Genomic DNA, 26,648 nt, shown 5'->3' with positions numbered 1-26,648 from the left:
CTACCTTAATTCAAACCTTAATTCAAAACGTGTGTTTTCTCACTAATTTTATAACAAAAACAGTATTATTAATACACTCGTAACCTAGTGATTATCAGCTATACAACGCCTTTATTAATACGAAACTCGCGTTATATAGAATAGTTTTTACAAAAATTATGCTTTCTTAATGCACAAGCAGTCTTATCTTGCGGAAGTAAGACAACGTTGCGTGGTTCCCGGTTGCATTTTCGCGTAGACATAAGTTTAAGGATCGATTCCATCTTTGTCATCTCACGATCAAGTCACAGCGTAACAGAAAGAAAACCGATCCATGCAACAAGACCTTATCTATGCGGGAATAACGTTAAAGACATTCTCCATCATTCGTATTAAGACCTATCGGTGTAACCTCATCCTTATATTCAACAATAAACGATGCAACAAACGTGGTGTGTCGGCTACTATCCAATCAACTTCTACAACATAATATCCTGGCTCTCTATCTGGAAAAGTTACTTCAATCATTTTAGAAGGAGCTAATGTATGATCCCAGTAAGGAAATTTATAAGAAAGTTCACTATAAATTTCTTCTAAATCATCGTGTTTCAGTCTATTTTCAAAGGTAAACTCTGCCTTTGTCATTTGCACTATATAAATAACCGCGAGTTTTATGTGACGCAGTATAATCCCATTCTATTGTAAGTTTTTTCTCACCCTCTAATGGTATAGCACAGTTTATCCAGTAAAACGTTGGATCTTTTAATTCCGCTCTTATTTCTTCATTAGTAGCATTTACCCAATCTGTATCATCTGTACGCCCACAATTAAGAATATGCCCATCTAGTGGTAGCGGTTCCCCTGCGACATCATTTCCAAAACGCTCATCACTCCCTTTCCCTGTTTCAAATTCGTTCAGTTTCCACTCTTCATCTATTAGCTTCTTATCTACACAAACTTTTCCCATTGTGTAAAGCGGGAATATTATTCGACCATGTTTTGGAGTTGGTTGATTGTGTTGTTCTTCATTTTTCATAAATTCGACCTTTATTTAAGTTAAAAATATTTTAAGTAACTACACAATACTAAATGTAGTTATAGTAATATAAAACTTAAATTGTTTTCGATATTATAATAAAAATACAGCTTCATAATACCGGACAGTAATGTCTAGCACCCTAGGAGTCAATCCATGCAAACAACAAAGTTAGAGCCTAGGCTGAAGAATTTTGATTTTAAAGATTTTTTATTATATAGCTATGGCTGGGTTACGGTAATAGTGTCTTGAAACGTGCCGGCAGCAACAAGAGGTTGTGACGGCAGGCGTGCATATACGGTATGGTTTTTTGTGACCGGTTCAAGACCTAGTGTATAGCTATCGGTAAATGTTACAGTACTACTAGTACCGTTACCGAGGATTTGAGTAAAACCGGCATCTTTATACAAATTATAATTCAGCTTACGTACCCCATTAATCATATTGTTTCATCTAAACCTTCAATACTCACTGTACTATCAAATACTGTCATTTCAATGCTTTTAATTATTTTAATATTAAAGTCTAATAATACCGCTGATTTTGTTTTTGGAGCCACTTGCAAAGCAATTTCTTCAAACTCTGTATTAAGAGGTAGATTTGCATCGTCTAGTCTTATTTCGGAAGGAACATACGGTGTTAAGTTAAGGTACAAGCATTTTACCTTTATCATCGGTATCACCTGCTAATAGATTATTATTATAAACTCCGACATTCTTTAAACTATTTACTTTAATCAAAGCAAGACCTCCGTTAATCGGTCTTGTCGCATAATAGCTTTTATCAATAGAGAAAATTCCTCTTTTGATACTAAACTATTTCATTATTTCGGTATCATGTTTCTGCAGATAAACTCCAATATCATTATTTTTACCGTTACGGTTAACTTGTACATTGTAATCTATATACACCGTTTTCATTGAAATAATTGAGTTCCTCTACTCCGGCTAAATAATTAATATCATCATTTGGACTAAGAATCACATCATAGTTTAAATATACCCCACTAATAAGTTGAGTATCGACGTTCTTTTCTTCATAGGACCCACCTGAAGCATCAAATGATTGAGGTTGCATTTTTTCCGTTGGAAAAGTAATATTTAAATCTAAATTCTCAAAGTTTAAATCATATTTAATATTTAGTACCCTCAAGCAAATCTAAATTAATATATGCAGTATCATGATAATTCACTAAACCCTGCTTAAGATAATCTTCTTGAACATCAAAATGTTCTATATCTTCAAGAGGAATTAAATAATGACCTTGAGCGTTTTGCACTATAGTCGGCAATATATCGGTTTCGGTATAATTAACTTTTAACGAAACAATCAATTCACTCTCACCCGCAATTTTATTAGCGCTATTCTCAAATTCTACTACTAGAGGTCATTGGGGCAATAACCCTAACTCCTTATCCTCATGTACGTTTGTATCCGCTGCGATTCAAGGCGAAGTATCGCCAAGAGATTCAGAGATAACTCCATCTGCAAAACTCACCGGTATAAAAAAATAATACATATAAAAACCGATATTATGGTATTTAAAAAGCACATTGCTTTAATTTATTTAGTTTTAAAGATTTTTAACCTGATATTGTTATAGGTATACTATGCTGAACAACAAGATCTACGGTAGAGGTAACACTATTCTCTAACTTCACTCTACGAGGTAATTCTTTTATAAAAATTCTATAGTCTTTTGCTTTAGTAGAATAATTCTGCGTGTTTTGTAAAGCTACCCGTATCAATTGTATTTGACCGTCATGTAAGGTAAATGTTACCGGAGTTGCCACTAAATCTTTAGTTTCTTTATATTCTTCTATACCATCTTTATATGTACGCTTTACAAGAATTAATTGAAACTTTTTAGGTGCATAATCATTATTTTGCACCGTCATAGTTGCTATTTTATTACCTTTGTTTATCTCTATATTGACAAGTACGATAGTGGCACTGGCAAAAGAATTAAAAGTCAAGAATATAGATAGGATAGGTAGAAATCTTAAAAAATATTTTTTCATAATATCAATATGCCACGGTTACTGTAATTATATCATTATAAGTATCGGAAGGAACATTTGCTCCTTGAGGTATTTTGCCGTATATTGTGAGTGTTTGATCTAGTCCTGTTCCAATTACGCCAGTCACTTGATTGATTTCCCCAATTCTGCGTTCTCTCCCTGCATTGGAGTAAAGATTATAAGGTAAATAACTAGTAGTGTTAACAAGACCAGTCATTTTACGGGTACTAGTTGTAGCAGCAGGCGCGGTACCGGCATTTAAGTACACTTTATTATAATTGTATTTGTTTGCAGAGCATCGGCAGTTGGAACATACGTACCGAAAGCTAAAGGAGTAGCCGTAGCTATACAAGACAGTAAAACCGTCGCACTAACAAGGAAAAAAGCATTAGCGGAGGAAGCAAAACTATTGCCCGTACTTATAGTTAAGATAATAAAACCGATAATATTTCGTAGAATCTTAATTTTCATAATTTATAATAAAAATAATTAATTTCTATTATTAATCTTTTGCAAAGTTTAACGATTTTACAAGGCTAGTTTAAGAAATGGTTATATTTAAATATGAATTAATGATATTTTTCCCACAGAATTTGTTTTGGTTATTTTTTACATTAAAATATAATGAATATAACCCAAATTAACTATAAATAGAAATATAATTGACCACTTTATTTGACTATTATTAGTATAATAATACTTTTATTTTTTAAATGACTATTAAAATAGCAATCAGTCAATTTAAATCTCATTGCCTTGCAATAATAGAAAAATTACAAACAGATAAAGAATCTATTATAATTACCAAAAGAGATAAGGAAGTAGCACAAATATTACCTATAAATACTAAAAAAATCTCATTATTCGGTATGCTAAAAAAACAAAGCCGAGATAAAAAGCGGATATATTAGAACCAGTAGAAGATAAAGTGGAATGCAGCACAACCTTTAAATGCATCTCGTCTAGTATAATATCCGACAATTTTTAAAAATCCCCCTCCGAAAGTGTTGGATTTCTGTAAATATACTCACATAACCATTGATTATTTCCTCAATATCCAATAAAATACTTTTTAAAATTTAAATATAAAAAGTATGTATAATATATGTATAATACTGATGTTGTAATAATAGGCGCCGGTCCGGTTGGATTATTTGCAGTTTTTCAAGCAGGAATGCTTGGCATGAAATGTCATGTTATTGATGCACAAGAAGTTATCGGCGGTCAGTGTATTACCCTATATCCTGAAAAGCCTATTTACGATATACCAGCATATCCTAAAATTGCAGCAGAAGAGCTAATAAAACAGTTAGAACTTCAAGCAGCTCCTTTTAACCCTATATATCATTTAAATCAGCAAGCTATAGAGCTAAATAAACAAGATGATTTTTTTGAAATTAAAACCTCAAAAAACACTCTTATTAAAAGCAAAGTTATTATTATTGCAGCAGGAGCAGGTTCATTCGGTCCAAACAAACCGCCCCTTGCGAATATTGAAGATTTTGAAAGCAAGTCGGTTTTTTATTTCATCAATGATAAAAGCAAATTTGCGGGTAAAAATATAGTTATAGCAGGCGGCGGGGATTCGGCTGTTGACTGGGCTATTTTTCTTTCAGATATTGCAAATAAAATATATTTAGTACATAGGCGGGAGAAATTTACGGCAGCTCCTGAAAGCGTAAGGCAATTAAGGCATATTGCAGAAACCGAGAAAATCGAGTTAGTAACCGGTTATCAATTAAATGCTTTAGATGGTAATAATGCTGAACTTCAATCGGTTATAGTTAAAGATTTACACAATAATACTCGCAAATTGGATGCCAATATATTACTACCTTTTTTTGGTTTAAAACAAGATTTAGGTAGCTTAGCAAATTGGGGTTTAAATGTTAAGCTTCACCATATTGAAGTAGACTCTTCCTATTATCAAACTAATATAGAAGGTATTTACGCCATTGGCGATATTGCTCATTATGGCGGTAAGCTTAAGCTGATTCTTACGGGTTTTGCTGAAGCGACAAGCAGTCTTCATCATGCTTATAGTAGAGTATTTGACGGCAAGGCTCTACATTTTGAGTATTCTACTACCAAATACGGGGAAAAGAAGTAAGAGCGTTACTAAATCAAGAGATCGTCATTGCGAGCAACCGTAGAGAGCGTGACAATCTCACGAAACAATAACAAACTCCTGAGATTGCTTCGTCAATTACTTACGTAATTTCCTAGCAATGACGTTAAAACTGAACGGAGACAAAAATAAGAGTGAATAATATAATTGACGGTAAAGCATTAGCCAATGAGATACTAGCAGACTTAAAGCTAGAAATTCAAGAACTTACAAGCCAAACCAACGCTTCACCGAAGCTTGCTATAGTCCTAGTAGGCGATAATCCGGCAAGCATTATTTATGTAAGAAACAAAATAAAAAATGCACATAAAATAGGAATTTATACTTTATTAGTAAATCTATCTACTACTATTCATACTAATGATTTAATATCAAAAATCAATGAGTTAAACCTTGATAACGAGATTTCAGGAATTATAGTTCAGCTTCCTTTGCCAAGCTCCATAGATAAAAATAAAATTTTATCGGCAGTATCACCTTCTAAAGATATCGATGGTTTCCACCCTTTAAATGTCGGTTACTTACATAGCGGGATTAGTCAAAACTTTATTCCCTGCACTGCTCTTGGTTGTCTTGCAGTTATAAAAAAATACGAACCTAATTTAATCGGTAAAAACGTTGTAATTATTGGACGCTCAAATATAGTAGGAAAACCTTTAAGTGCTTTACTGTTAAAAGAAAATTGCAGCGTTACTATTTGTCATTCTAAGACACACAATTTAAGCTCTATTACTTCTAAAACCGATATTGTCGTTGCTGCAATAGGCTCACCTTTAAAATTAACTGCAGAATATTTTAATCCTAAATCTATAGTAATTGATGTAGGCATTAATAGAATTAGCGGCAATAAAATTATCGGTGATGTTGATTTTGAAAATGTTCAGTCTAAAGTAAAATATATTACTCCCGTCCCAGGCGGCATCGGACCTATGACTATTGCGTTTTTACTTAAAAATACGGTTAAAGCATTTAAGGATTCCTTATATACTCTTGATAAGTGAAAAGTAGATAGACGAAGTTTAATTTGAAACACTTGCAAGTTCTACATAATTTCTTACATTATCTTGCATATATTCTAAATCTTGATCGGTTAAATATCTAACAAATTTTGCAGGGTATCCCATTCATAATTCTTGAGATTTAATTATCTTCTTTGGCGGGATAAGACTTCCTGCAGCAATAAAAGCATATTCTTCTATTACTGCATACTCCATTATCGTAGCACTCATACCGATAAAAGCATTATTATGTATTGTACAGGCTGAATAAGAGAGAGATGACCGATAGTTATATTATCGCCTATTTCTACCGGTCCGTTAAATCTTGAAGTATGAATTACACTACCGTCTTGTACGTTAGTATTATTTCCTATTTTTATTGATTCAACGTCGCCTCTAAGAACCGTATTAAACCAAATGTTTGAATTACTACCTATTTCAACATCTCCTATTAAAGAGCTGCTTTCGGCAATATATGCACTTTTATCGATTCTTGGCGTAACTCCTTTGTAAGGGATAATGAGCATTAATTATAATCTACCCAAGAAATATTACCGTCTTTACGATAATAAACTATATTGATACGATCATTATTTATATTTTTAAATACTACTGCGGGTAAATCTTCTAAATCCATTTTCATTACCGCTTCTTTTACTGATAATTTTAATATTTCTACAGGCTTTTCAGCTATAATTGCCGGATTATCATTATCTTCGGCGTTAGAGGTTTCACTATCAGATTGCGGATTAATAATATATTTGGTACCTTCGTAAGCAATTTCTGATATTTTTACTTTACCCGCATGATGATTTTTGAATTTTGATTTATATTTTCTAAGCTGTTTTTCTAGTTTTGACATAGCTTTATCAAAAGCTACATATATATCGCTACAACTATCATTACTTTTAACTATATTATGTTTACCTGAGCCATATTTTACTATAATATCACATTTAAAGTTAATTCCCTCTTTTGAAAAATGTATATCTATATTTATTATATCGGTAAAATATTTTTTAACGACTTGCGTAGCCCTCTCTTTTGAATATTCTTGTAAATTATTACCGATAGAAATATGTTGACCTGAAACTGAAATAATCATAAATAACCTTTATAATCTGAAATAATTAATATATAGGCGTTACTAAGTAACACCTATACAATTAATTTATATTTAGAGTGATTTCAAGTTTTATTACAAATTAATTTATTTAAACTTTAGCCGTAGAGTTTAGGACGCTTATCCTTATTTTGTTGCGATTCAATTAGTTTTTCAGCAGTCTTTCTTACATAATTAGGCTCAATGCCGATTTCTAAGCAGGTAGCATTAAAATTTTCATTATTTTCAAAAAGCCATTTTTTAGCGTTATATTCTGCTTTTGTTGCCTCTTTCTTGGTAGAAGTATTAGTTGCATCATTATTGCCTGCATAATAATAGCACTTCTAAGAGCAATATCGGTATAGGATTATAAAGTTTAACACACTCAAAAGGAGTAGTTAATTTAATGACATATGGTTTAGTCATATAAAACCTCTAATAATTATTAATAAAGTAAGATTTGGTTAATATAAATGTAACCAATAGGTTTTTCTTTTTTAACAAAGTCCTTAAAAAGTATAATAATTTTCAAGGCTTCAACTAGTAGTGACTAATTTGAATTAATAGAGATATCTAGTAATTATAATATTAGGAATAAGCTATAAAATCTAAACGTTAGGTTCTGTATATTTTTTGATAAAATACGATATTTTACTCTTGCAGAAATAGAAGAATTGTTATATACATTGTTATCTTTTATGTATACTCAAATGATTTCAAGAATTGAATTTTATTTTGAGAGGTGAGCACCCGCAGCCTATACTTAATAGATGAGGATGCGAATCCTTAATAAAATGAAAGAGCAATTCTTAAAAGCAGAAGAGTATATAAGGGGGTGTAGCTCAGTTGGTTAGAGCATCTGCCTGTCACGCAGAAGGTCGCGGGTTCGAGTCCCGTCACTCTCGCCAAGCCCTTTCAGGGTTTCGGGATTTCCCGTCGTTTTCTAAAAAATCCATATGCTCCTTTTATTCGCCTTTTGTTTTAATTGTTATATTAAACTATTTTAAATTCCGAATTTTAAATATTATAAAAAACTAACTTTGTATATTCCTTAAAGCAACCTCAACTCATTTATTCGCACTTTTAGTTAAATTTCTATTGTATTCTTAAAACTTCTTATTATGATTCTATCTATAAGCTCATTTTGAACAAAATATTAAAATTTATAGAATTTAATAAGAATGTAATTATGTTTAGATGGTTTCAACCCTCAAATCAAGAATTAATAAGAACTATACAGCAAGAAAATACCGCAGAAGCACAAAAATTAATTGCCGCAATGGATATTACTGAATTAAGTAAAGTTAGGGATATTTATATTAGCAGGGCTATTTGCAGCATCCGTACCTATATTTTGAGTTACATTACCGTCACCTATAAAATTCAATGTACCGCCTACACCGCCGGTGCTAAGTACTGCTCCATTTGCGCCTACGATACCTGTTACCGTTCCATCACCTGCAAATATTAACTTACCGCTTCCATCTCCGGCAGTAGTTGTCACTGCTCCGGTTAGCGTAACCCCATCTGCTAAAGCTAAGATAGAGCCATTCTTATTTAAAGCTACGGGAGCAAATACATTAGCTGAGAACGTAATAGGGTTTGCTCCGATATTTACGAGTTTTAAGCTGCTGCCGTTAGCTCCAATCGTACCGTTAACATTACCGCTTTGTATTGTCAGTGTTCCTTGGTTATTTGCAGAGGTCGTAACTGAACCAGTCACACTATTTGCTATTAACTCACCATCTGCTCTAAATAATATGTTACCACCCACTCCTAGGTCTAAAGCTTGGTTAAATGTTACCTACTCCGTACTTATTCATACTAAGTAACTTCGTAAATACCGTATTATCGACTACGACATCACCTGCTCCGTCTACTATGAAATTCTTAAGGCGATGGGTATTATTATGCCCTATAATAAATAAGGTCCACCGTTATTTGCTATAGTTAGGTATTTTGTGATTGCTCCTATTCTCACTATTCCATATTCATCATTGTCAGATTTGTTTAAATTATTATATATAGTATTCACTAAATCTAATTCTGAATTTGGTCCTTCAAATATTACCGTAACCGCTGTTATATCGTCATCTAAATTAAGTACGGGCGTATTACTTTGTAAATTAATATTAGTAGCTTTTAATATTGTAGAATTAAGTTAAAGGAATTTTTCAATGACAGTTGGAAAGCAGAAAGATAAACTAAGCTGTTTTGTCTTTTATTGTAGGCATGGATTTTACTACCTCGGATAAGCCGCTTTGAGTAGCTGCCGCAGTAGTAGCAGCATTACTGTGTCACCCCCATGGGGTCCATAAAAACAATAAAAAATACTAAAATTATTAGTATTTTTAACTGGATCCTGTGATGACAGAGGTGAAATTGATCCACGCAACAATATAGTCAATTCAGCCCAATTTAGTGACAAGCGTAAGGAAGAAAGCCTATAAATAATAGGCGAGTTCAAGATAGTCAGGAATTAAGCAAGAAAAATCGCATTTTGATTGAAAAGTCAAAAAGAATTACTTTACTATAGCTTGCATTAATTTAATATAATATATGTTATTTTTTAACAAATCTCTATTTATTTATCGGTGTTTCTACCAAAGCATGCTTAAGTACTTGATCAATATTTGATACAGATATAATTTCTAGGCTTTCTTTTATATTCGGCGGCATATCTTTCAAATCTTTGACATTCTCTTCAGGAATCAACACGGTTTTAATACCTCCCCTACTTGCAGCAAGTAACTTCTCTTTAAGACCACCTATAGGTAAAACATTGCCTCTTAAAGTAATTTCACCGGTCATTGCTACAGTACGATGTACGGGTATTTTAGTCATCAACGAAACAATAGTCGTAAACAAAGCACAGCCAGCAGACGGTCCATCTTTTGGGATAGCCCCGGCCGGTACGTGAATGTGAATATCAAAATCTTTATAATTGTCGTACCTTAATCCAAAATTTGTTGCTCTGCTTCTAAAACAACTATAGGCAGCCATTGCCGATTCTTTCATAACATCACCGAGTTTCCCGGTGGTCTTTATTTCACCTTTCCCTGGAAATGCTAAAGCCTCTATAGTTAAAAGCTCTCCGCCTACTTCAGTGTAAGCCAGTCCCGTGGTACTTCCTATTTGATCTTCTTTCTCGGCAAGCCCGAAATTATATTTCTTAACTCCTAAAAATTCTTCAAGATTATTACTATCTATGGCGATATGCTTAACACTTTTATCTGCTAAAATCTGCTTTAATGCTTTTCTAGTTAATGCCCCTATTTCACGCTCTAAAGCTCTTACACCTGATTCCTTGGTATAATATCTAATTAAATCCAAAATTGCCGTCTCGGATATAGTAATTTCATCTTTTTTGATTTTATGCATTTTAAATTGTTTTGGAACTAAATAATTTCTGGCAATTTGGAGCTTTGCTTCCTCTACATAACCGGAAATATATATTTTTTCCATTCTATCACTTAAAGCTCTAGGTACATCATGAGAGTTAGCAGTAGCAATAAATATTACATTTGATAGATCATATTCTACTTCTAGATAATGATCAACAAAGTGACTATTCTGCTCAGGGTCTAATACCTCAAGCAAAGCGGATGCCGGATCACCTCTAAAATCAGAACTCATTTTATCGATTTCATCAAGCAGCATTACAGGATTACTAGTCTTAACTTTCTTAAGTTGACCTAAAATTTTACCGGGCATTGATCCAAGGTAAGTTTTTCTATGCCCTCTGATTTCTGCTTCGTCTCTAACACCACCGAGCGCAAGTTTAGTATATTTTCTGCCCATTCCTTCGGCAATAGATTTTACAAGTGAAGTTTTACCGACCCCTGGCGGACCTATTAAACATAATATAGGTCCTCTAATTTTACTTGAACGCTGTAATACCGCTAAATATTCTATAATTCGTTCTTTAACTTTTTCGAGTCCAAAATGGTCACGATTTAAAATTTGCTCTGCTTGGTTAATATCTATTTTGCTATTATCATACTTACCCCAAGGCAGGCTAAGCAATGTCTCAAGATAGTTACGCGTTACTCCCGACTCCGCTGACATTTGATTCATGGTACGGAGTTTCTTAAGTTCAGCCTCAGCTTTTTCTTTTGCTTCTTTTGATAATTTTAAACTTTTAATTTTTTTCTCAATATCGGCAAGTTCTGATTTATCTTCATCAAGCTCTTTTTGAATAGCTTTCATTTGTTCGTGCAGATAATAATCACGCTGCGTTTTTTCGATTTGCTTTCTTACTCTTTGCTGCAATGCCTGCTCGGTTTCTGAATTTATTATATTGGAAGTAAGCGTACTAATAACCGTAGTGATACGCTTAAAAGGACTAGTTTCTTCTAATAAATGCTGTTTTGCCTCAAGTGAAGTTATCAAATGTGAGGCTAATATATTTATAATATTTATGAAATTAGTGCTATTACTTATTGCTTTATTGATAGTTTCAATAATTTCTGCATTAACTTTCTTATCATTAATCGCATATTTACTAAATAGTTGTACTGCATTATCAACGAGTGAACGCATGTTATTAACGTCCAATATTTCTTCATCCGGAATAATTTCGTAATTTGCTTCAAAAGCTTCCTCGCCTTTGATATTGCTTAGCTTTACTCTTGCTACTGCTTCTATTAAGATTTTTGCCGTATTATTAGGCAGCTTCACTATTTGGATAATCTTGGCAAGTATAGCTGTGTTATAAAGTTCGTGTGTACTAGGGTTTTCTTGATCAAATTTTTTCTGTAAAGTTACTAAAATATATTTACTATTATCTTCTTCGGAAATGGTAGTATGAGAGAGTGCTTGCAGCGATTTTTGCCTACCCACAAAAATAGGAGCAATTACTCCCGGGAATACTACTATATCTCTCAGTGCCATTAACGGAAGGGATTTTTTATTCATCAATTAAAACCTTTTAAAATTTCTAATTATTAACTATATAATATAGTATCAACCTGATTTCAAGCTACCATTATTAATTATATTTATGAATTTATTATTACAACCTCCTCAAAATGTAGCAGCCGCACATAATAGAATAAAACAATATCTACATTTAACTCCGATCGTTCACTCTGAAATCTTAAATGAGATGCTCGGTCATGAGATTTTTTTTAAGGTTGAATCATTACAAAAAACCGGTGCATTTAAAGTTAGAGGCGTGTTAAATCATTTACTAGAATTAAAAGAGCAAGGAAAATTACCTGATAAAATAGTCGGTTATAGTACGGGTAACCATGGAATCGGTCTTGCTTATGCGAGTAAATTATTCGGTATTAAAACAAGGATTTATTTACCGTTAAATACTTCAAAAGTAAAACAGCAAGCAGCTCTTTATTACGGCGGTGAAGTTATATATACATATACTCGACAAGAAGCGGAAGAAAAAGCAAAAGAAGATAAAAGGCAAGGATTTTACTATATGCATCCTTCCGATAGTGATTTTACAATAGCAGGAGCAGGCACGTTATGCTATGAAGCATTACAGCAGCTAGGTTTTAGTCCTGATGCTATTTTTGCCTCTTGCGGCGGCGGTGGTTTAATTTCCGGCGCATATCTTGCCAAGGAATTAATATCACCAACAAGCTTGTTAATAGGTTCAGAACCTGTAAATGCCAATGATGCTTATTTATCTGTTAAAGATAATAAAACATATAAATTTAACTATGCTCCGAATACTATTGCGGACGGTCTTAAAACCTTGAGTGTATCAGCTCGTACATTTGAATATCTGAAAAAACTTGATGATTTTTATTTAGCAGAAGAATATGAAATATGTTACTGGACGGCGTGGCTTACTCATTTACTTAAAGTAATATGCGAGCCGTCAAGTAGTATAAATATGGTTTCAGTGGTAAATTTTTTAAAAACACAATCCAAACCTCAAAAATTACTAGTACTAATCTCAGGCGGTAATATCGATCCTATTCTTTATAATGAATTATGGAAAGAGGAGTATTTAAGCATCTCACCTAAATCTTTATGTTCTGATGTCATTTCTGCGAAAGCAGCAATCTAGTAACCTTTAATGTCATACCGCGACTTGATCACGGTATCTTAGGACTCAGCTGGTGATACAAGACCCCGTGGTCACGCCACGGGGTAACAATAAAAAATCTAGATTCCCGCTTTCGCGGGAATGAAATAGAAGCAATGTAACAAAGTCTCCTCACAATGATGAAGTTATATTAAAATTTAACCCTTTCTTCTTACTGCTTCTTGATTTTTAGTAGAAGTATTAGGAGTGATTTGCGGAGGTTTTATATTAGAACTTCTTAGTTTTATTGAATCTTCAAATATGGTTTTATCAAATGCTATTGGATTGATTTTTCTGAGTTCCGCTAAATTAAAATTATTAACTTGTTGCGGTTGAACTATAATAGGCTCACCCGTAACAGGAATTAAATTTTTAAATTCAGGATTAGTTGCTAATTTATCTTTATTTTCATTTAAAAATTTTGTTAGACCTGCAGTAATTTCAGGATTTGTTAAAGCGTTTGAAAAGATTTTATCATTAATTGTCTTCACTACATATCTATCACTCAGAGTAATATATTTATCTACAACTTTTCCTAATCTTTCTTCCAAATAGTTTCTACCTGTAAATATCTGCTTAAATTTTTCCCATAAAGAAGTACCTCTATCATTAATATCTTTTAATTCAGTGGCTATTTTAGTACTATTTTCCGTTAGATAAGTAGAATCTAATTTATTTAATTCCCTTATTATTTCAGGATTCTTTATGCCTGATGAGTTAGTAATTATAATAGTTTGTTCTAATTGCTTACTAATTTTATGATTTTGTTCTAATCTATTACTAATCTGCTGCACCGTATAAGTGGCTGCCTTTTGTAATGCCTTAAATTCCACTTGAGATAATTGATTTACTCTTGGGATAAACTGCTTACTATCTTCATTAAATTTCTGGTTTTTATCTCCTTGAATAATAAATTTTTCATATTTCTCAAGTTTGTCTGGAGTGTTTTTAGGATCTTGTTTTAAGATTTCTATAGCTTGATCTTTTACAGCCTGTGCATATTGCTCTTTAGGTATAGACTTTCCGCTTACGGCTATTAATGCTTCTTTAGTTGCTCTTATAGGATTGGCAAAGATTTCTTCTTCATCTTCTATACCCATCAATGATAATTCATCAAAAGGTCCTCCTTTATTTAGAGGAAGTACAAAACCCTTAAGTGCTGCTTCAGCCCTTGCGACATCAAACTTTAGCTTATCTGCTGCACTAGGTATTAGTTTTGTATCTTGTCCTAAATTGATATGCAAGTTATCTACTAATTTTTGTATATCTTTATTTTCTACAACTTCACTAATAATTTTACTGGCAAGTACTTCAAGCGTACTAGTGATATATTCTTCAGATTGTAAATATTGTTGAATAGGATCGGGAGTAACAATATTTTTATTCAAAGTATCTAATCTACTATCTACGTTTTTTATATCCACTATTTTAGCTTTTACTGCAGCCAATATCTCAGTCACTTCATCGTTTTTTTTAATAGTATTATCTATATTAGTTATAATCTTTACCATATAATACTCATTATTAAGTTATTTGATATAATGAACTAAAATTATCAAACTTTTTAAAAATTCGCAACTATATTATCATATAAATCACTACTTACTACGCCCTGACTGTTGCCCACTCTCTCTACTTTTATTAAGGTTTTCAACATGAGATATAGGGGTTGTGATATAGAAGACTTATATAGCCTTGGGATATTGTTTTATTTTGCTTTACAATATTTGGTGATTGTTTTTCTCTTTGTAGTTCTTCCGACAAATTTTTCGTTTCTATATGTAGACTATTACTTTTTTCAAAGTTAGCAAATGCTTTATCTATACTTTTTTGAGCATAATCCGTACCGGTAAAAACTGCTACTATTCTTTGCCATAGCTTAGGTTTGGTTACTCTTTGTAATTCTAATGCTATACTTTCTCCCCATCCATGTTCCGTAAATATCCAGGATTTAACTCTGCTAATACTCTTTTAGTACCGTTAACAAGTGCAGGATTGCTGCTCTCAAGTAATGGGGCAAAATTCTTGATAATTTCTTTACCTTGCTCTATCATTTTTTCAGGCGGTAGTTTACTTATCGCTGGTAATATAAAGTTTTAATTATATTATAGGCTCATTTACTCCTAACTCATTAATAGACGATAAAGCTTTTGCTTCTTTTTCATTTGTTTGAAAAGTAATTTTAAAAAATTCAGCTATTTTTAATGCTGCTTGTGTTAATGTTGCTACTTGTTTTGGATCATTAATTTGCTCTTGTTTATCAAGTTTAGGAGTAGTATTTTTAGTAAGAAATTTTCTGTAGTTACCTAATGTTGTTTCTGAAACATTTTCTTTAAGGTTATCTAATGTTTTATCTATTAATTTCTCTCTATATTGTTCTTTAGATATTGTTTGGTTAGCTAATTCTAACATAACTTTTTTTAATGGTTTTTTAATATCCATCACTTCATCTTCGCTTAAACCATTACGTTTTTCGTCGTTCATCTGCTCTACTTGAGACTTACTTAAATCTATGGCAAAACCTTTTCAAGCAGCTGCATTTTTAGCATTTGCAACACTATATTTTCCTTTTTCCTCTTCCGACGAAATTAATTTAGTTACTTCATCATGAGTGTTATATATAGTGTCAGTTAAAGATTGAACTACATCATTTGGTAAATAATTAGTACTAAAAGGAGCAAACTGCGATTCTATTGCAGTAAAAATATTTTGTCTAGTAGCGGCAACATAGTTAAGAGGAGCAGCAGTATCTTTAAAAAATTTAATTTGAGTATTAAATTTACTATCAATACTACTTCTTATATTGTCTAAAAATTTATTATATAATTCTTCTGTAACGCGAGTTTCGTATTAATAAAGCCTGACGATTTCCTTCAGGTTTATTAGCATCTTTAGCCATATCACTTCCTCTATTAATTATTATTAATTAAATTAAAGAATGCAAACCAATTTAAAATTTATGAATGAAAATTAATTAAAACTTATAAAAAGAATTGTATTTTTTCATAGAAGAGGTCCTGATCGTAATTTCATCAGGGATTTCGGTTATGAATCTTGAAGGGTAAGAACGGACTATTTCATAAAATATTTTTCTGCTTTCAGCATGAGTAATGTAGAGGTCTTTTTTGGCTCTCGTAATGCCGACATAAGCAATGCGGCGTTCTTCTTCTAAGCCTTTTTCGCCGTCTTCGTCTAGAGATCTTTGAGACGGAAATACACCCTCTTCCCAGCCCGGTAAAAATACCACGTCAAACTCAAGCCCTTTAGCTGCGTGCAGGGTCATTATAGTAACAGAGCCACCGTAATTGGTTTCAAGCACTTCATTTTCCATAACTAAACTTGAATGTTCGATAAAATCATGAACATCGTTAAATTCAGCAATAGCTCTAAGCATTTCGTTAATATTTTCGATTCTACCTAAGGCTTCTTCGGTTTTTTCTTCTTGAAGCATTTCAAGATAACCGGAATCATCAAGTATTGTTTTAACTACGTTTATTGGAGCATCTATACTAAATCTTTCGTACCAATTATCGATTTTAGTAACCAAATCTTTTAGAGTTTCATATGATTTTGCTTTAATCTCACCTATTTCTAGCATTTCTTTAATGGCTGCGAAATTAGAAATATTTCGCTCAAGTGCATAGACTCTAATTTTATTTAAGCTAGCTGCACCTATTGCCCTTTTCGGCACATTTATAATACGCTCAAGTGCTAGATTGTCATTTTGATTCAAAGATATACGGATATAAGCAAGCACGTCTCTTATTTCCATACGTTCATAGAACCGCAAACCGCCTATAATTTTATAAGGCATAGCACTATTTATAAACGCTTCCTCAAAACTTCTTGTTTGAAATCCGGCTCGTACTAATATTGCAATATTGCCGGCATTATACCGATCTTCTCGCACTAACTTATCTATTTCACCGGCTATATATCTTGCTTCTTCTTTATCACTCCAACAAGAGATAATTTTTATCTTTTCACCGCTTTCCCTATCCGTCCATAACGTTTTACCGTGACGGTTTTTATTATTATTGATAACATTGGAAGCAGCAGCAAGTATTGGCAAAGTTGATCTATAATTCTGCTCTAATTTAATAATTGTTGCACCTGCAAAATCTTTTTCAAAACGTAATATATTCCCGACTTCTGCTCCTCGCCAACCATAAATAGATTGATCATCATCCCCTACACAGCAAATATTTTTATATAAACTTGCGAGTATTCTTGCCCATAAATACTGGACAACGTTAGTGTCTTGATATTCATCGATTAAAATATATCGATATTTTTCTTGGTAATATCTTAGTATTTCAGGGTTTTTAATAAAAAGCTCATTATTATAAAGTAGCAAATCTCCAAAATCTAAAACATTAGAAATAAGTAAATTTTTCTGATATTCTTCGTATACAAGTTTTGCAACCCTCTGCAGCGGTAAATTAGTATCTGATACTGATAGTTTAGTTGGTAATAATCCTTGATCTTTCCATCTAGAAATTATGATATGTATTAATTTAGGAGCATATTTTTTAGTATCAATATCTTTTAGCTTTACTATATCTTTCACTAGTTTTAATTGATCATCATGACTAATAATAGTAAATCTATTATTTAAACCAAGATTTAAATGCTCAATCTGGTCACGTAATATCCTAGCTGCCATTGAGTGGAAAGTGCCTATATTAAGACCATAGCAATTAATTAGACTATTAACTCTTTCAGCCATTTCTTTAGCAGCTTTATTAGTAAAAGTAACGGCTAGAATATTTTGAGGTGAGGCTAAATTTTGGTGAATAATATTAGCTATTCTTGAGGTAAGTACCTTTGTTTTACCTGTCCCTGCACCTGCAAGCAATAAAAGCGGTCCTTCAGTGTGAAGAACTGCTTTTTGCTGCTCTGAATTTAATGTATGTATGAAATCTTGATTTTGCATTTGTTTTAAGGATGTTGTACTATGGCTCTACTATGTCATTCCCACAAAAGCGAGAATCCAGTAAAACATATAAAAACTTGTTTTTATATGTTTATTTTGTCAAAAATATGTATTTTGTATAAATATTAAAGTTATTTTTTCTAGATTCCCGCCTTCGCGGGAATGACACTAAAGCATTAAAATATCACCTTATTCTTCTTAGATTTTTAATAATATACGAAATAGTAATTATCGGACTACAAATAATTATTTTAAATAACCTAAAATAAGAGCTTAAATTTCTATCTTCAATAAACCAATTATATAAATCATTTATAGGTTTAATCTCAGCAGGAATAATATATTGATCTTTAAATAATTCTTTTAAAACTCTTTTTGCCTGTTTTGCTTCTACTTTACGCTCTATTGTTAAGCTTTGATCATGTACTCGGTAGAAATATAAAGATTCCGGTATATGAGCAAATTTCGTAACAAGCCCAAACCTTAGCCAATATTCATAATCATCCACTAACTGCATATTTTCATTATATCCACCTACTTGCCTTGCTAAATCGGCTCTATATAAGAAACATGCACCAACGCAATCTCTAATCGGTAAAAACTCAGGAGGTTCTTGATAAAGTCTTATTCCTACTTTACCGTGGTCATCGATCAAAGTATAATCAGTATATACAAGCCCTATCTCAGGTGAATTATCAAGTATCTTAACCATTTTTTCTAAAGCATTTTCATGGAAAAGATTATCATCTGAAGTCCAAGTAAAATACTCCCCCTGGGCCTCTTTAAAAGCAATATTAAGACTTGCCGGTAATCTTTTATTGGTCTCATTTACTATTACCTTAATACGTGAATCCTGCTCTGCATATGTCCTAGCTACTATAACGCTATTATCTTTTGAGCAATCATCAATAATAATAAGCTCAAAGTCTTTAAAGCTTTGATTAAGGCAACTCTCAATAGCAAAAGGTAATAGCTTCTTTCTATTATAAACTGGTAAAACTATTGAGATTTTTGGAAGATTACTATGCATGTCCTCCTAACATATCAAGAGTATTAAACTATTAATTATATTTTCTATTAGTTCTGATTCTTCAGATTTACATCCATCTTCAAGGATTAATAATATATTGCTTAAAGCATTATTAAGCATTTTGGGTATTATAGTATTTTGCTCTTCAAACCTTTTAATTAGTTGCATCAAAGGATCAACATATTCAATTGTTAACGATTCTTTATATTGATCTAATAGCTCGGCAAGACAATCAGATACTGCCCATAACAAAAGATCAGCTCCTTCATTATCTATTAAATCAAATACTTCATAAATTTTTTCAATTTGTACTTCAATATTATCTACAAGTACTGGTATAATTTTTACTATTTATTACTTAGATTATTATATTTTCTATGTCATTCCCGCGAAAGCGGGAATCCAGAAAAAATAATCTTAATACTGCTACAAAGAATTATATTTTTTATATTCTTTACTAGATTCCTGCTTTCGCAGGAATGACATAAAAGGAACCGTGCGGGCATTCTTAATTCTGTAAATTTATATATTTCGTATTTAGATATTCAAATATCCCTTCAAATGAGCCTTCAACTCCAAAACCTGAAGCTTTACGTCCTGCAAAAGGTGCTTTTGCATTTGCAGGTAACGGGTCGTTAATCGATACCATACCAAAATCAAGCTTAGACGCTATCATTTGTACCACAGATATATTATTTGAATATAACATATCCTTGCAAGCCGTATTCGGTATTATTTGCACGTTCTATTACTTCATCCAAATCTTTAAATTTATAACAAGCAACTACCGGACCGAATATTTCTGTTCTAAAGATATCCATATTATCCAAACAGTCAATAATAATAGTAGGCTCAATAAAATTATCAACAGCTTTACCGCCGCAAATTAATTTAGCTCCTTTACTTTGTGCATCAGCGAGTAACTTTTGTATTTTTGTTATGGCAGCAGAATTAATTAACGGACCTACATCCGATTCCTTATCAAATCCGTCACCGGCTTTAAACTTAGTAAATTTAGCCTTTAGAATTTCTATAAATTTTTCATATATAGATTCTTCTATAAATATTCTGTTAGGTGAAGTACAAGACTGTCCACTATTTCTAGTTTTAGCGATTACTAAATCACTTACTACTTTTTCTAAATTATTATCTGCCGTTATAATGAAAGGAGCATTGCCGCCAAGTTCCAAAGATAAACGTTTTAGAGTATTTGCGGCATTTTGATATAGAATTTTACCGACATTTGTAGAGCCGGTAAATGATAATTTCCGAAGCCTAAAATCTTCACAAAAAGCCTTACCTATAATATCTGAACTACCTGTAATTACATTAAATACTCCGGCAGGCAAACCGGCATCGCATGCAAATTTCGCAAGTACTAAAGCTGATAGAGGCGTAAGACTTGACGGTTTTAATATAACGCTGCAACCCGCAGCTATTGCAGGTACTACCTTGCGAGTAATCATTGCATTTGGAAAATTCCAAGGAGTTATAGCAGCAGAAGGTCCTACAGGCTCATATTGCGTAACAATTTTATGAGTTTTACTATTACCGGGTTTGATAGTCGAATGAATATTATGTATAGCATATGTATACCAATCAATAAAAGAGGCTCCATATAAAATTTCTTTTTTTGATTCAGCAAGTACTTTACCCTGCTCTAGGGTTAATATATGACTTAACTCCTCAATATTTTCGATGACTAAATTATACCATCTTCTAAGAATCGCTATTCTCGCTTCAAATGAGCTTTGTGACCATGAAGAAAAACTAGTCACCGTATTATTAATCGCTGAATTAATCTCAGATAATCCCAAATTCGGAACTGTAGCAATTTCTTTTAAGGTCGCAGGATTAATAACGGATATTTGTTTCCCGAACTCTATAAATTCACCGTTTATATAATTCTTTCCCGTAATGTTTTTAAGTAAGTTCATATATTTCTCATTACCTGCGTGGATACTAAAATCGTCATTGCGAGCGAACATTGGCGTTATTGCATGGCTCTAAATAATTACCTTTAACTCCTTTAATATTTCCCCATGCATACTCAATAACCTCAGATGAAATATCAGAGTAATATTTTTTCTTAGGATTTATTAATTGTGACTCTAAAGAGATCACCGCTGAGAGAAATACTTTTCCTAAGTTATTTTAAATAACCGCCTTTATTAAGATTTATATTTGCTAACAGCCAACCATTTGAGTCATATCCATTAAAAATCCAATTCTGATGTAACATTGAGTCAAAAGTAAAATTTTTAAATATATTAGTAGTTGTAGGCTTATCAGTAGCTAACCTAATATCAGGAGCCTTTATCACTTGATCATATCTAACTCCGGTTATTTCTAGCTCTGTAAATTTTACACTTTGGCTATTTGGATAAAAATGATTTAAGTAAAATGTCTAACTAACAATTTCATAAGTAATGGATATGTATCAATATTTTGTTTTGGTGGTGGTTATTATTTATTATGTTCCAAGTCATTATATTTGTACCTAATTAAATTAATACACAATGACTATAATAAGTGTCTTACTGAATGCAACAATTTTTTATTAATTTTTATTAACTTATATGTTAATTTACAGCTAAAAAATCTAAATTATTTATTTAGAAATTTTTCAGCCTCAAGAGCCGCCATACAGCCTGTTCCTACAGCAGTTACTGCTTGTCTATAAATTTTATCCTGAACGTCACCAGCAGCAAAAACACCTTCTACACTAGTTCTAGTAGTGCCTGACTTCGTGATGATATAATTATCGTCATCCATTACAATTTGTCCGGTAAATAGCCCCGTATTCGGTGCATGCCCAATAGCTATAAATACACCGCTACAATTCAATAAACTAATCTCTTTGGTGTGAACATTTTGAATTTTAACTCCGGTAACAGATTTTGGTTTATTGCTACCTACAATCTCATCTACTACATGATCCCAAATTACTGATATTTTAGGATTTTTAAATAATCGATCCTGCAATATTTTCTCAGCTCTAAAACTATCTCTTCTATGCACTATAGTGACTTTGCTAGCATGATTGGTTAAGTATAAAGCTTCTTCTACTGCACTATTTCCTCCCCCTACTACAACTATTTCTTGATTCTTAAAAAAGAAACCATCGCAAGTAGCACATGCCGAAACACCAAAACCACGAAATTTCTGCTCTGAAGCTATACCAAGCCATTTTGCTTCCGCACCGGTACAAATTATTATGCTCTCCGCTTCATATTCATTTCCTGCTCCTGTAAATACTTTAAAAGGTCTTTTTGATAAATCCACCTTTTCTACATAATCACTAACAATTTCCGTACCGACATTTTTAGCCTGCATAGACATCTGCTCCATAAGCCAAGGTCCTTGCACCGTTTCCGCAAATCCTGGATAGTTCTCAACATCGGTGGTAATTGTAAGCTGCCCACCTGGCTGCATACCATTTATTAATATTGGTTTTAAAGCAGCTCTAGCTGTATAAATAGCGGCACTTAAGCCCGCAGGTCCTGAACCTATTATTAGTACTTTAGTAGTAATTTTCATAATTATTATTTATTAATTTAAATGATGCCTATGTCATTCATGCGAAAGCAGGAATCCAACAAAACATATAAAAAACAGTTTTTTTTATATGTTTATTTTATTAAATATGTAATTTTTGTCCCAAGATTAAGGTTATTTTTCTGGATTCCCGCTTCCGCGGGAATGACATCCTGAACGTTCGTACAACACAAGGTCACACAATCTAAGACTTCTTTTCTAACCAAGATTTGACATAGTTAATTTCTTCAGGGTTCATTAGAGAAGGAGCATGACCAGCATATTTTATTTCATAAAGATCAAAAATTTTTGTTTCTTTCATCTTTTTAATAGTAGATTTTGTTAAAATTTGAGATTTCATCCCATGAATTACTAATATTCTACATTTTATTTTATTCCATACAGACCATAGATTAATATCTTCCTGGTTACTAGCATTTTTCATTCCTTTTGTTATAGCAGGATCATAATTCATTTTATATTTTCCGCCGAATGTAGAAATTACACTATATTTTGTTAAATAATCCCAATCTTCTTCATCTTTAATACCGCTTTGTGCATAAATAAGTTTTAAATGCTCTTTTGCACTAGCCAAATCATCTAAGAGTATCGTTTTTTTAGCATAACCTCCAATTTTAATTAAAGGAGCAGCATCAATAAACGCCCCTATATCATTTAATATTAAGGCTTTAAAAATATTTTTATATTTACTGGCAAGTACCATACCTATAATACCGCCCATTGAAGTACCAAGCCAAATAGGATTTTTGATATTTAGCCTTTTTAAAAAAAATAACGTATCTTTAATATAAGTCGTATAGTTATAATGATTAGCTTTTTTAAAATTTTCGCTATCACTGCGACCGGGATAATTTATTGCAATTACTCTATAATTTTTACTCAACTCTTTAGCTATTTTATCAAAATCATGAGCATTTCTAGTTAAACCGTGAGCACATACTATTATATTTTTATTTTTAGGATCACCGAATTCCACATAAGAAATTTTATGTTTCGGTATATATTGAAGAGGTAATAAATTAATATAGGGACCAATTTTTATTGAATTAATTTTCATATGAACCTATTAATACCAATTTAGAATAAATTTTAAAAAAATCATTGTCATCATGTTATTAATTTAAGTCACTTAAAAATATACTGACCATGGTCGGCATATATATAACTACAAAAAGTAAAGATAAAAACACAGTAGCTGCAACTTTTTCAGGGTAAAATTTCTGTAAATTCGCTATAACTATAGTATTTGCTGCGAGTGGTGCCGTAGAAAGTAGTTTTAGGGCATTATAGTAATCATTGTTATACCATTTTGTTACAAAATGATCAAATATGATAAATAACCCTACTCCCAAAGGATAGAATAGAAATTTAGCAGCAAAAGTAGCAAGAGTAAATTTGATATCGACTTCAAATTTTTGTAGAGACGAAAGAGCAAGACCCACCATCACCATACCGAGTATCGAAAAAGAACCTTTCATATTATATATAAAATCATCTAAAAAATCCGGTAAAGTAAAACCGCAAAAACTAAATAAACATCCCAAGAAAAAAGCGTTTAAAATCGGTAATTTTACTACTTTTAATATACTATCGGTGGTATTAGCAAAGCTCCTCATACAAATATAAAAGCCGACGGAACATTCATAAATATTCACTCCTATAACAGCCATCATGTAAATACTTAATGTATAATCATCAAAAAGTGCTGCAGCTATAGGCAACATAAAATACCCGCCATTTGCCGTACCTGCAGACAAAGCTATAATATTACGTGTATGATCCTGCCAAAATTTACCAAAAAAATAATAAGAAAAGAGCGATAAGAGTGTTGCAATTACAAATGTTACGACCGTAACGCTTAATGCCGCAAGTGTTAAGGTTGTACTAGCAGGTATCGTAAAAAATACTATAGGCGATATAAAATAGAATAGTAACGACGAGATACTATCTCTTTCAACATTTGAATATTTACCTGCTAAAAATCCTATTACTACACTTAATAATACCGAAACGGTTTTAAAAAAAACTATACTAAAGATTATCATGTAATGAGCTAAAGATATAATTACTTATAATATATGAGGTTTTATTTTTTTTCACTAAATTTTGTAAAGATTTTTACTTCATCAGACCAAAATAAATTTCTAATTGAAATTTTAAAAATCTTATGTTATTTAAGGTGTCTAATGTAATATAAAATTTTCATATTATTTATGCAAAATCTATTATCCTTATTCATTATATTTTTTTGTTTAAATATCTATTCTAATCCTATGCCACTTGGTCTTGAATTAAATAAAACTACCAATATAGATCTAACAAAAAAATACAAAATCATCAATAAAGAACCTAATTATTGGCAAGGATATAATTATTATATAGAACCAAATACAAAAACTATATCTAAAGCTTTAGTGATATGTAATGATTTTAATGTAATAGAAGCCGTTATTTTTAACTATAGATCAAAATAAATTTGAAGAGTTTTACATTTTAAAAGATAAATATAGTTTAGAAGAAGAAAATGATAAAGTGGTTACTTTCAAGGATGGTGAATGTGTAATCATACTTGAATCTTCTGAATTAAATACCGAAATGGAACTTGTATATATAACAAACGGTTTTTATAAAGAATTGTTAAACAAACTAGATAAAGAAGAAAAATTAGAGCAAGAACAGATGAAGAGATTGCTGTAATACTTGATTGGTATTGCTCGCGTGGAGTCATATGTCATTCCTGCGAAAGCAGGAATCCAGCATAAAGCGAGATGAATCGAGCTTTTAATTTCAAAAATTTGCTGTATTTATACTTTTTTTTGAATTCCTGCTTTCGCAGGAATGACATAAGGAATAACACACGAAGCTACTTTGGAAATTATAGGCATATGTAAATTATATTTTTTTATCAAATCCAAAACTAATTTTAATGCTTCTCTTCCCTCTACTAGCTCTTTATATTCCTGTAAAAATTTCTTTTTATCGCTACTAATTCCAAGTTCATAACCAAATTTTGTATTACGTGAGCCTAACGAATAACAAGTAAGCACTAAATCGCCTACCACTCCCACTTCTAGTAAAATATCAGAATTTTTTTGCATACCACCTAAAGCTTGCGATAAAATAGCAATTTCTTTTAAGGCAGCTACTATAAGCGTTGCTCTTGCATTTTCGCCCTGCTTTCTTGCTAAATCAATTCCGCTTTTAATAGCAAAAATATTTTTTAAAGCTCCTGCTACCTGTAATGTTACAATATCGCTTGACACATTAGTAGTAAAAATTTTTGCACTTAGGTTATAAGCTATTTTATTTGCTATATCTATATCTAAACTTGCAATACTTGCCGAAGCAGGTAAATTTTTAGCAAGTTCTTTTGCTAGATTCGGACCTGCAAAAAACGCTGTAGGGCTATGCGGTAATAGAGTTTTTAACCTATCTGAAAATAATGCAGTAGGATTACGGGCAAAGCCTTTTGTTGCAATTAGAAGAGTATTGTCTTTAGAAATGCTGTGAGTTTTTAATAATTTTATTGAGTCATCAAAAGCGTAAGACGGCACTGCAATAATAATTAGTTCAAAATCCTTAATTATATCTAAGTTTGTAGTAGCCTGTAAATGAGCAGGTAATTTAATATCCCCTAAATATTTTACGTTAGTTTTGTTATGTAAAATTTCCTTTGCTATTGCCTCATCACGTAAAAATAAAGTAACGTTATTACAGTTTTGTGCTGCTAAAGAAGCAAGGCTAGTACCGAAACTCCCTCCCCCATAAACCGCAATATTTTTAAATTTGTTCATGTGCTTATTTTTTC

At 32.0% G+C, this 26,648-nt stretch carries 24 protein-coding genes, 1 tRNA gene and 8 pseudogenes; 8 read left to right on the top strand and 25 right to left on the bottom strand.

The window, feature by feature from the left end; all coding sequences use genetic code 11:
• Positions 1 to 378: 378 nt before the first annotated feature.
• The 8 genes and pseudogenes from MCC_RS03900 to MCC_RS10290 form a co-directional block, all read right to left on the bottom strand.
• A complete protein-coding gene (locus tag MCC_RS03900) occupies positions 379 to 624 on the bottom strand; it encodes a chitin-binding protein (RefSeq protein WP_014408622.1) in 246 nt (81 codons plus the stop codon).
• Between the two features lie 82 nt (positions 625 to 706).
• Positions 707 to 1,015 (bottom strand): annotated as a pseudogene (locus MCC_RS03895) (chitin-binding protein); the annotation flags it as partial.
• Positions 1,016 to 1,164: 149 nt separating this feature from the next.
• Positions 1,165 to 1,461: pseudogene (locus tag MCC_RS03890) on the bottom strand (Csu type fimbrial protein); the annotation flags it as partial.
• The gene (locus tag MCC_RS03885) at positions 1,455 to 1,670 is read right to left on the bottom strand and encodes a hypothetical protein (RefSeq protein ID WP_014408619.1); all 216 of its coding nucleotides are present in this window, start codon (positions 1,668 to 1,670) and stop codon (positions 1,455 to 1,457) included. The pseudogene MCC_RS03890 and the gene MCC_RS03885, both read right to left, overlap by 7 nt.
• A gap of 337 nt (positions 1,671 to 2,007) precedes the next feature.
• Positions 2,008 to 2,506: pseudogene (locus MCC_RS11430) on the bottom strand (hypothetical protein).
• Positions 2,507 to 2,598: 92 nt separating this feature from the next.
• The gene (locus MCC_RS03870) at positions 2,599 to 2,913 is read right to left on the bottom strand and encodes a fimbria/pilus periplasmic chaperone (RefSeq protein ID WP_041405509.1); all 315 of its coding nucleotides are present in this window, start codon (positions 2,911 to 2,913) and stop codon (positions 2,599 to 2,601) included.
• A gap of 127 nt (positions 2,914 to 3,040) precedes the next feature.
• A complete protein-coding gene (locus tag MCC_RS10295; protein WP_231288646.1) occupies positions 3,041 to 3,304 on the bottom strand; it encodes a spore coat protein U domain-containing protein in 264 nt (87 codons plus the stop codon).
• Positions 3,295 to 3,507 (bottom strand): Csu type fimbrial protein, encoded by a 213-nt coding sequence (locus tag MCC_RS10290; RefSeq protein WP_041405414.1) that lies wholly within the window; start codon positions 3,505 to 3,507, stop codon positions 3,295 to 3,297. Before MCC_RS10290 ends, MCC_RS10295 begins: the two co-directional genes overlap by 10 nt.
• 242 nt (positions 3,508 to 3,749) lie before the next feature.
• Here MCC_RS10290 and MCC_RS03855 point away from each other — a divergent pair, with 242 nt between their 5' ends.
• The 3 genes from MCC_RS03855 (at position 3,750) to folD (ending at position 6,165) form a co-directional block, all read left to right on the top strand.
• Positions 3,750 to 3,947 carry a type II toxin-antitoxin system Phd/YefM family antitoxin gene (locus MCC_RS03855; protein WP_014408616.1) on the top strand — a complete coding sequence of 66 codons (198 nt, stop codon included), beginning with the start codon at positions 3,750 to 3,752 and terminating at the stop codon, positions 3,945 to 3,947.
• A 194-nt stretch (positions 3,948 to 4,141) separates the two neighbouring features.
• On the top strand, positions 4,142 to 5,146 hold the full coding sequence (locus MCC_RS03850) for an NAD(P)/FAD-dependent oxidoreductase (protein ID WP_014408615.1): 1,005 nt from the start codon (positions 4,142 to 4,144) through the stop codon (positions 5,144 to 5,146).
• Between the two features lie 152 nt (positions 5,147 to 5,298).
• Positions 5,299 to 6,165 (top strand): bifunctional methylenetetrahydrofolate dehydrogenase/methenyltetrahydrofolate cyclohydrolase FolD, encoded by an 867-nt coding sequence (gene folD / locus MCC_RS03845; RefSeq protein ID WP_014408614.1) that lies wholly within the window; start codon positions 5,299 to 5,301, stop codon positions 6,163 to 6,165.
• 18 nt (positions 6,166 to 6,183) lie between these two features.
• Here the strand turns inward: folD and MCC_RS10285 are convergent.
• The 3 genes and pseudogenes from MCC_RS10285 to MCC_RS03825 all read right to left on the bottom strand — a co-directional run bounded on the left by MCC_RS10285 (position 6,184) and on the right by MCC_RS03825 (position 7,690).
• Positions 6,184 to 6,689, bottom strand: a pseudogene (locus MCC_RS10285) (gamma carbonic anhydrase family protein).
• Positions 6,689 to 7,267 carry a ribosome hibernation-promoting factor, HPF/YfiA family gene (hpf, locus tag MCC_RS03830; protein ID WP_014408613.1) on the bottom strand — a complete coding sequence of 193 codons (579 nt, stop codon included), beginning with the start codon at positions 7,265 to 7,267 and terminating at the stop codon, positions 6,689 to 6,691. Before hpf ends, MCC_RS10285 begins: the two are co-directional and overlap by 1 nt.
• 116 nt (positions 7,268 to 7,383) lie before the next feature.
• Positions 7,384 to 7,690: pseudogene (locus MCC_RS03825) on the bottom strand (hypothetical protein).
• Positions 7,691 to 8,095: 405 nt separating this feature from the next.
• Here MCC_RS03825 and MCC_RS03820 point away from each other — a divergent pair.
• Positions 8,096 to 8,172: transfer RNA gene (locus tag MCC_RS03820), tRNA-Asp, on the top strand.
• Between the two features lie 386 nt (positions 8,173 to 8,558).
• Here the strand turns inward: MCC_RS03820 and MCC_RS10280 are convergent.
• The gene (locus tag MCC_RS10280) at positions 8,559 to 9,038 is read right to left on the bottom strand and encodes a hypothetical protein (RefSeq protein ID WP_231288645.1); all 480 of its coding nucleotides are present in this window, start codon (positions 9,036 to 9,038) and stop codon (positions 8,559 to 8,561) included.
• 187 nt (positions 9,039 to 9,225) lie between these two features.
• Here MCC_RS10280 and MCC_RS03805 point away from each other — a divergent pair, with 187 nt between their 5' ends.
• On the top strand, positions 9,226 to 9,429 hold the full coding sequence (locus tag MCC_RS03805) for a hypothetical protein (RefSeq protein ID WP_041405412.1): 204 nt from the start codon (positions 9,226 to 9,228) through the stop codon (positions 9,427 to 9,429).
• A 415-nt stretch (positions 9,430 to 9,844) separates the two neighbouring features.
• On the opposite strand, the gene lon is transcribed toward MCC_RS03805, so the two are convergent.
• Positions 9,845 to 12,181: an endopeptidase La gene (gene lon, locus MCC_RS03800; RefSeq protein WP_014408611.1), complete on the bottom strand. Its 2,337-nt coding sequence runs from the start codon at positions 12,179 to 12,181 to the stop codon at positions 9,845 to 9,847.
• An 85-nt stretch (positions 12,182 to 12,266) separates the two neighbouring features.
• Here lon and MCC_RS03795 point away from each other — a divergent pair, with 85 nt between their 5' ends.
• Positions 12,267 to 13,298, top strand: a complete 1,032-nt coding sequence (locus MCC_RS03795) for a serine/threonine dehydratase (protein WP_014408610.1) — start codon at positions 12,267 to 12,269, stop codon at positions 13,296 to 13,298.
• A gap of 176 nt (positions 13,299 to 13,474) precedes the next feature.
• Here MCC_RS03795 and MCC_RS03790 read toward each other — a convergent pair whose 3' ends face one another.
• From MCC_RS03790 to MCC_RS03745, 11 genes and pseudogenes are all read right to left on the bottom strand, one after another.
• Positions 13,475 to 14,827, bottom strand: a complete 1,353-nt coding sequence (locus tag MCC_RS03790) for a hypothetical protein (protein ID WP_014408609.1) — start codon at positions 14,825 to 14,827, stop codon at positions 13,475 to 13,477.
• Positions 14,828 to 15,226: 399 nt separating this feature from the next.
• Positions 15,227 to 15,370: a hypothetical protein gene (locus MCC_RS09510; protein WP_196793009.1), complete on the bottom strand. Its 144-nt coding sequence runs from the start codon at positions 15,368 to 15,370 to the stop codon at positions 15,227 to 15,229.
• A 46-nt stretch (positions 15,371 to 15,416) separates the two neighbouring features.
• The gene (locus MCC_RS03785) at positions 15,417 to 15,800 is read right to left on the bottom strand and encodes a hypothetical protein (protein ID WP_231288644.1); all 384 of its coding nucleotides are present in this window, start codon (positions 15,798 to 15,800) and stop codon (positions 15,417 to 15,419) included.
• 490 nt (positions 15,801 to 16,290) lie between these two features.
• The gene (pcrA, locus tag MCC_RS03780) at positions 16,291 to 18,252 is read right to left on the bottom strand and encodes a DNA helicase PcrA (RefSeq protein WP_014408608.1); all 1,962 of its coding nucleotides are present in this window, start codon (positions 18,250 to 18,252) and stop codon (positions 16,291 to 16,293) included.
• A gap of 184 nt (positions 18,253 to 18,436) precedes the next feature.
• Positions 18,437 to 19,282 (bottom strand): glycosyltransferase, encoded by an 846-nt coding sequence (locus MCC_RS03775; RefSeq protein WP_014365833.1) that lies wholly within the window; start codon positions 19,280 to 19,282, stop codon positions 18,437 to 18,439.
• Positions 19,275 to 19,621, bottom strand: a pseudogene (locus tag MCC_RS03770) (hypothetical protein). Before MCC_RS03770 ends, MCC_RS03775 begins: the two are co-directional and overlap by 8 nt.
• Before the next feature lie 169 nt (positions 19,622 to 19,790).
• A pseudogene (locus tag MCC_RS03765) lies at positions 19,791 to 21,219 on the bottom strand (NAD-dependent succinate-semialdehyde dehydrogenase).
• A gap of 250 nt (positions 21,220 to 21,469) precedes the next feature.
• Positions 21,470 to 21,686 (bottom strand): annotated as a pseudogene (locus MCC_RS11155) (hypothetical protein); the annotation flags it as partial.
• A 203-nt stretch (positions 21,687 to 21,889) separates the two neighbouring features.
• On the bottom strand, positions 21,890 to 22,822 hold the full coding sequence (gene trxB / locus MCC_RS03755; protein ID WP_014408605.1) for a thioredoxin-disulfide reductase: 933 nt from the start codon (positions 22,820 to 22,822) through the stop codon (positions 21,890 to 21,892).
• A 202-nt stretch (positions 22,823 to 23,024) separates the two neighbouring features.
• Positions 23,025 to 23,897 (bottom strand): alpha/beta fold hydrolase, encoded by an 873-nt coding sequence (locus tag MCC_RS03750; RefSeq protein ID WP_014408604.1) that lies wholly within the window; start codon positions 23,895 to 23,897, stop codon positions 23,025 to 23,027.
• 58 nt (positions 23,898 to 23,955) lie between these two features.
• The gene (locus MCC_RS03745; protein WP_014408603.1) at positions 23,956 to 24,885 is read right to left on the bottom strand and encodes an AEC family transporter; all 930 of its coding nucleotides are present in this window, start codon (positions 24,883 to 24,885) and stop codon (positions 23,956 to 23,958) included.
• Positions 24,886 to 25,053: 168 nt separating this feature from the next.
• Between MCC_RS03745 and MCC_RS03740 the strand changes: the two genes are divergently transcribed.
• Both MCC_RS03740 and MCC_RS09505 read left to right on the top strand, forming a co-directional pair.
• Positions 25,054 to 25,314: a hypothetical protein gene (locus tag MCC_RS03740; RefSeq protein WP_014408602.1), complete on the top strand. Its 261-nt coding sequence runs from the start codon at positions 25,054 to 25,056 to the stop codon at positions 25,312 to 25,314.
• Between the two features lie 58 nt (positions 25,315 to 25,372).
• Positions 25,373 to 25,537 (top strand): hypothetical protein, encoded by a 165-nt coding sequence (locus MCC_RS09505; protein ID WP_014408601.1) that lies wholly within the window; start codon positions 25,373 to 25,375, stop codon positions 25,535 to 25,537.
• A gap of 107 nt (positions 25,538 to 25,644) precedes the next feature.
• On the opposite strand, the gene MCC_RS03735 is transcribed toward MCC_RS09505, so the two are convergent.
• Complete coding sequence (locus tag MCC_RS03735) at positions 25,645 to 26,634, bottom strand: NAD(P)H-dependent glycerol-3-phosphate dehydrogenase (protein ID WP_014408600.1); 990 nt, start codon at positions 26,632 to 26,634, stop codon at positions 25,645 to 25,647.
• Positions 26,635 to 26,648: the final 14 nt, after the last annotated feature.

The sequence above is a fragment of the Rickettsia rhipicephali str. 3-7-female6-CWPP genome (genome assembly GCF_000284075.1).
Lineage (GTDB): Bacteria > Pseudomonadota > Alphaproteobacteria > Rickettsiales > Rickettsiaceae > Rickettsia > Rickettsia rickettsii.
Note: the sequence above shows the minus strand (reverse complement) of the source record. Positions and strands in the feature narration are given on the sequence as shown.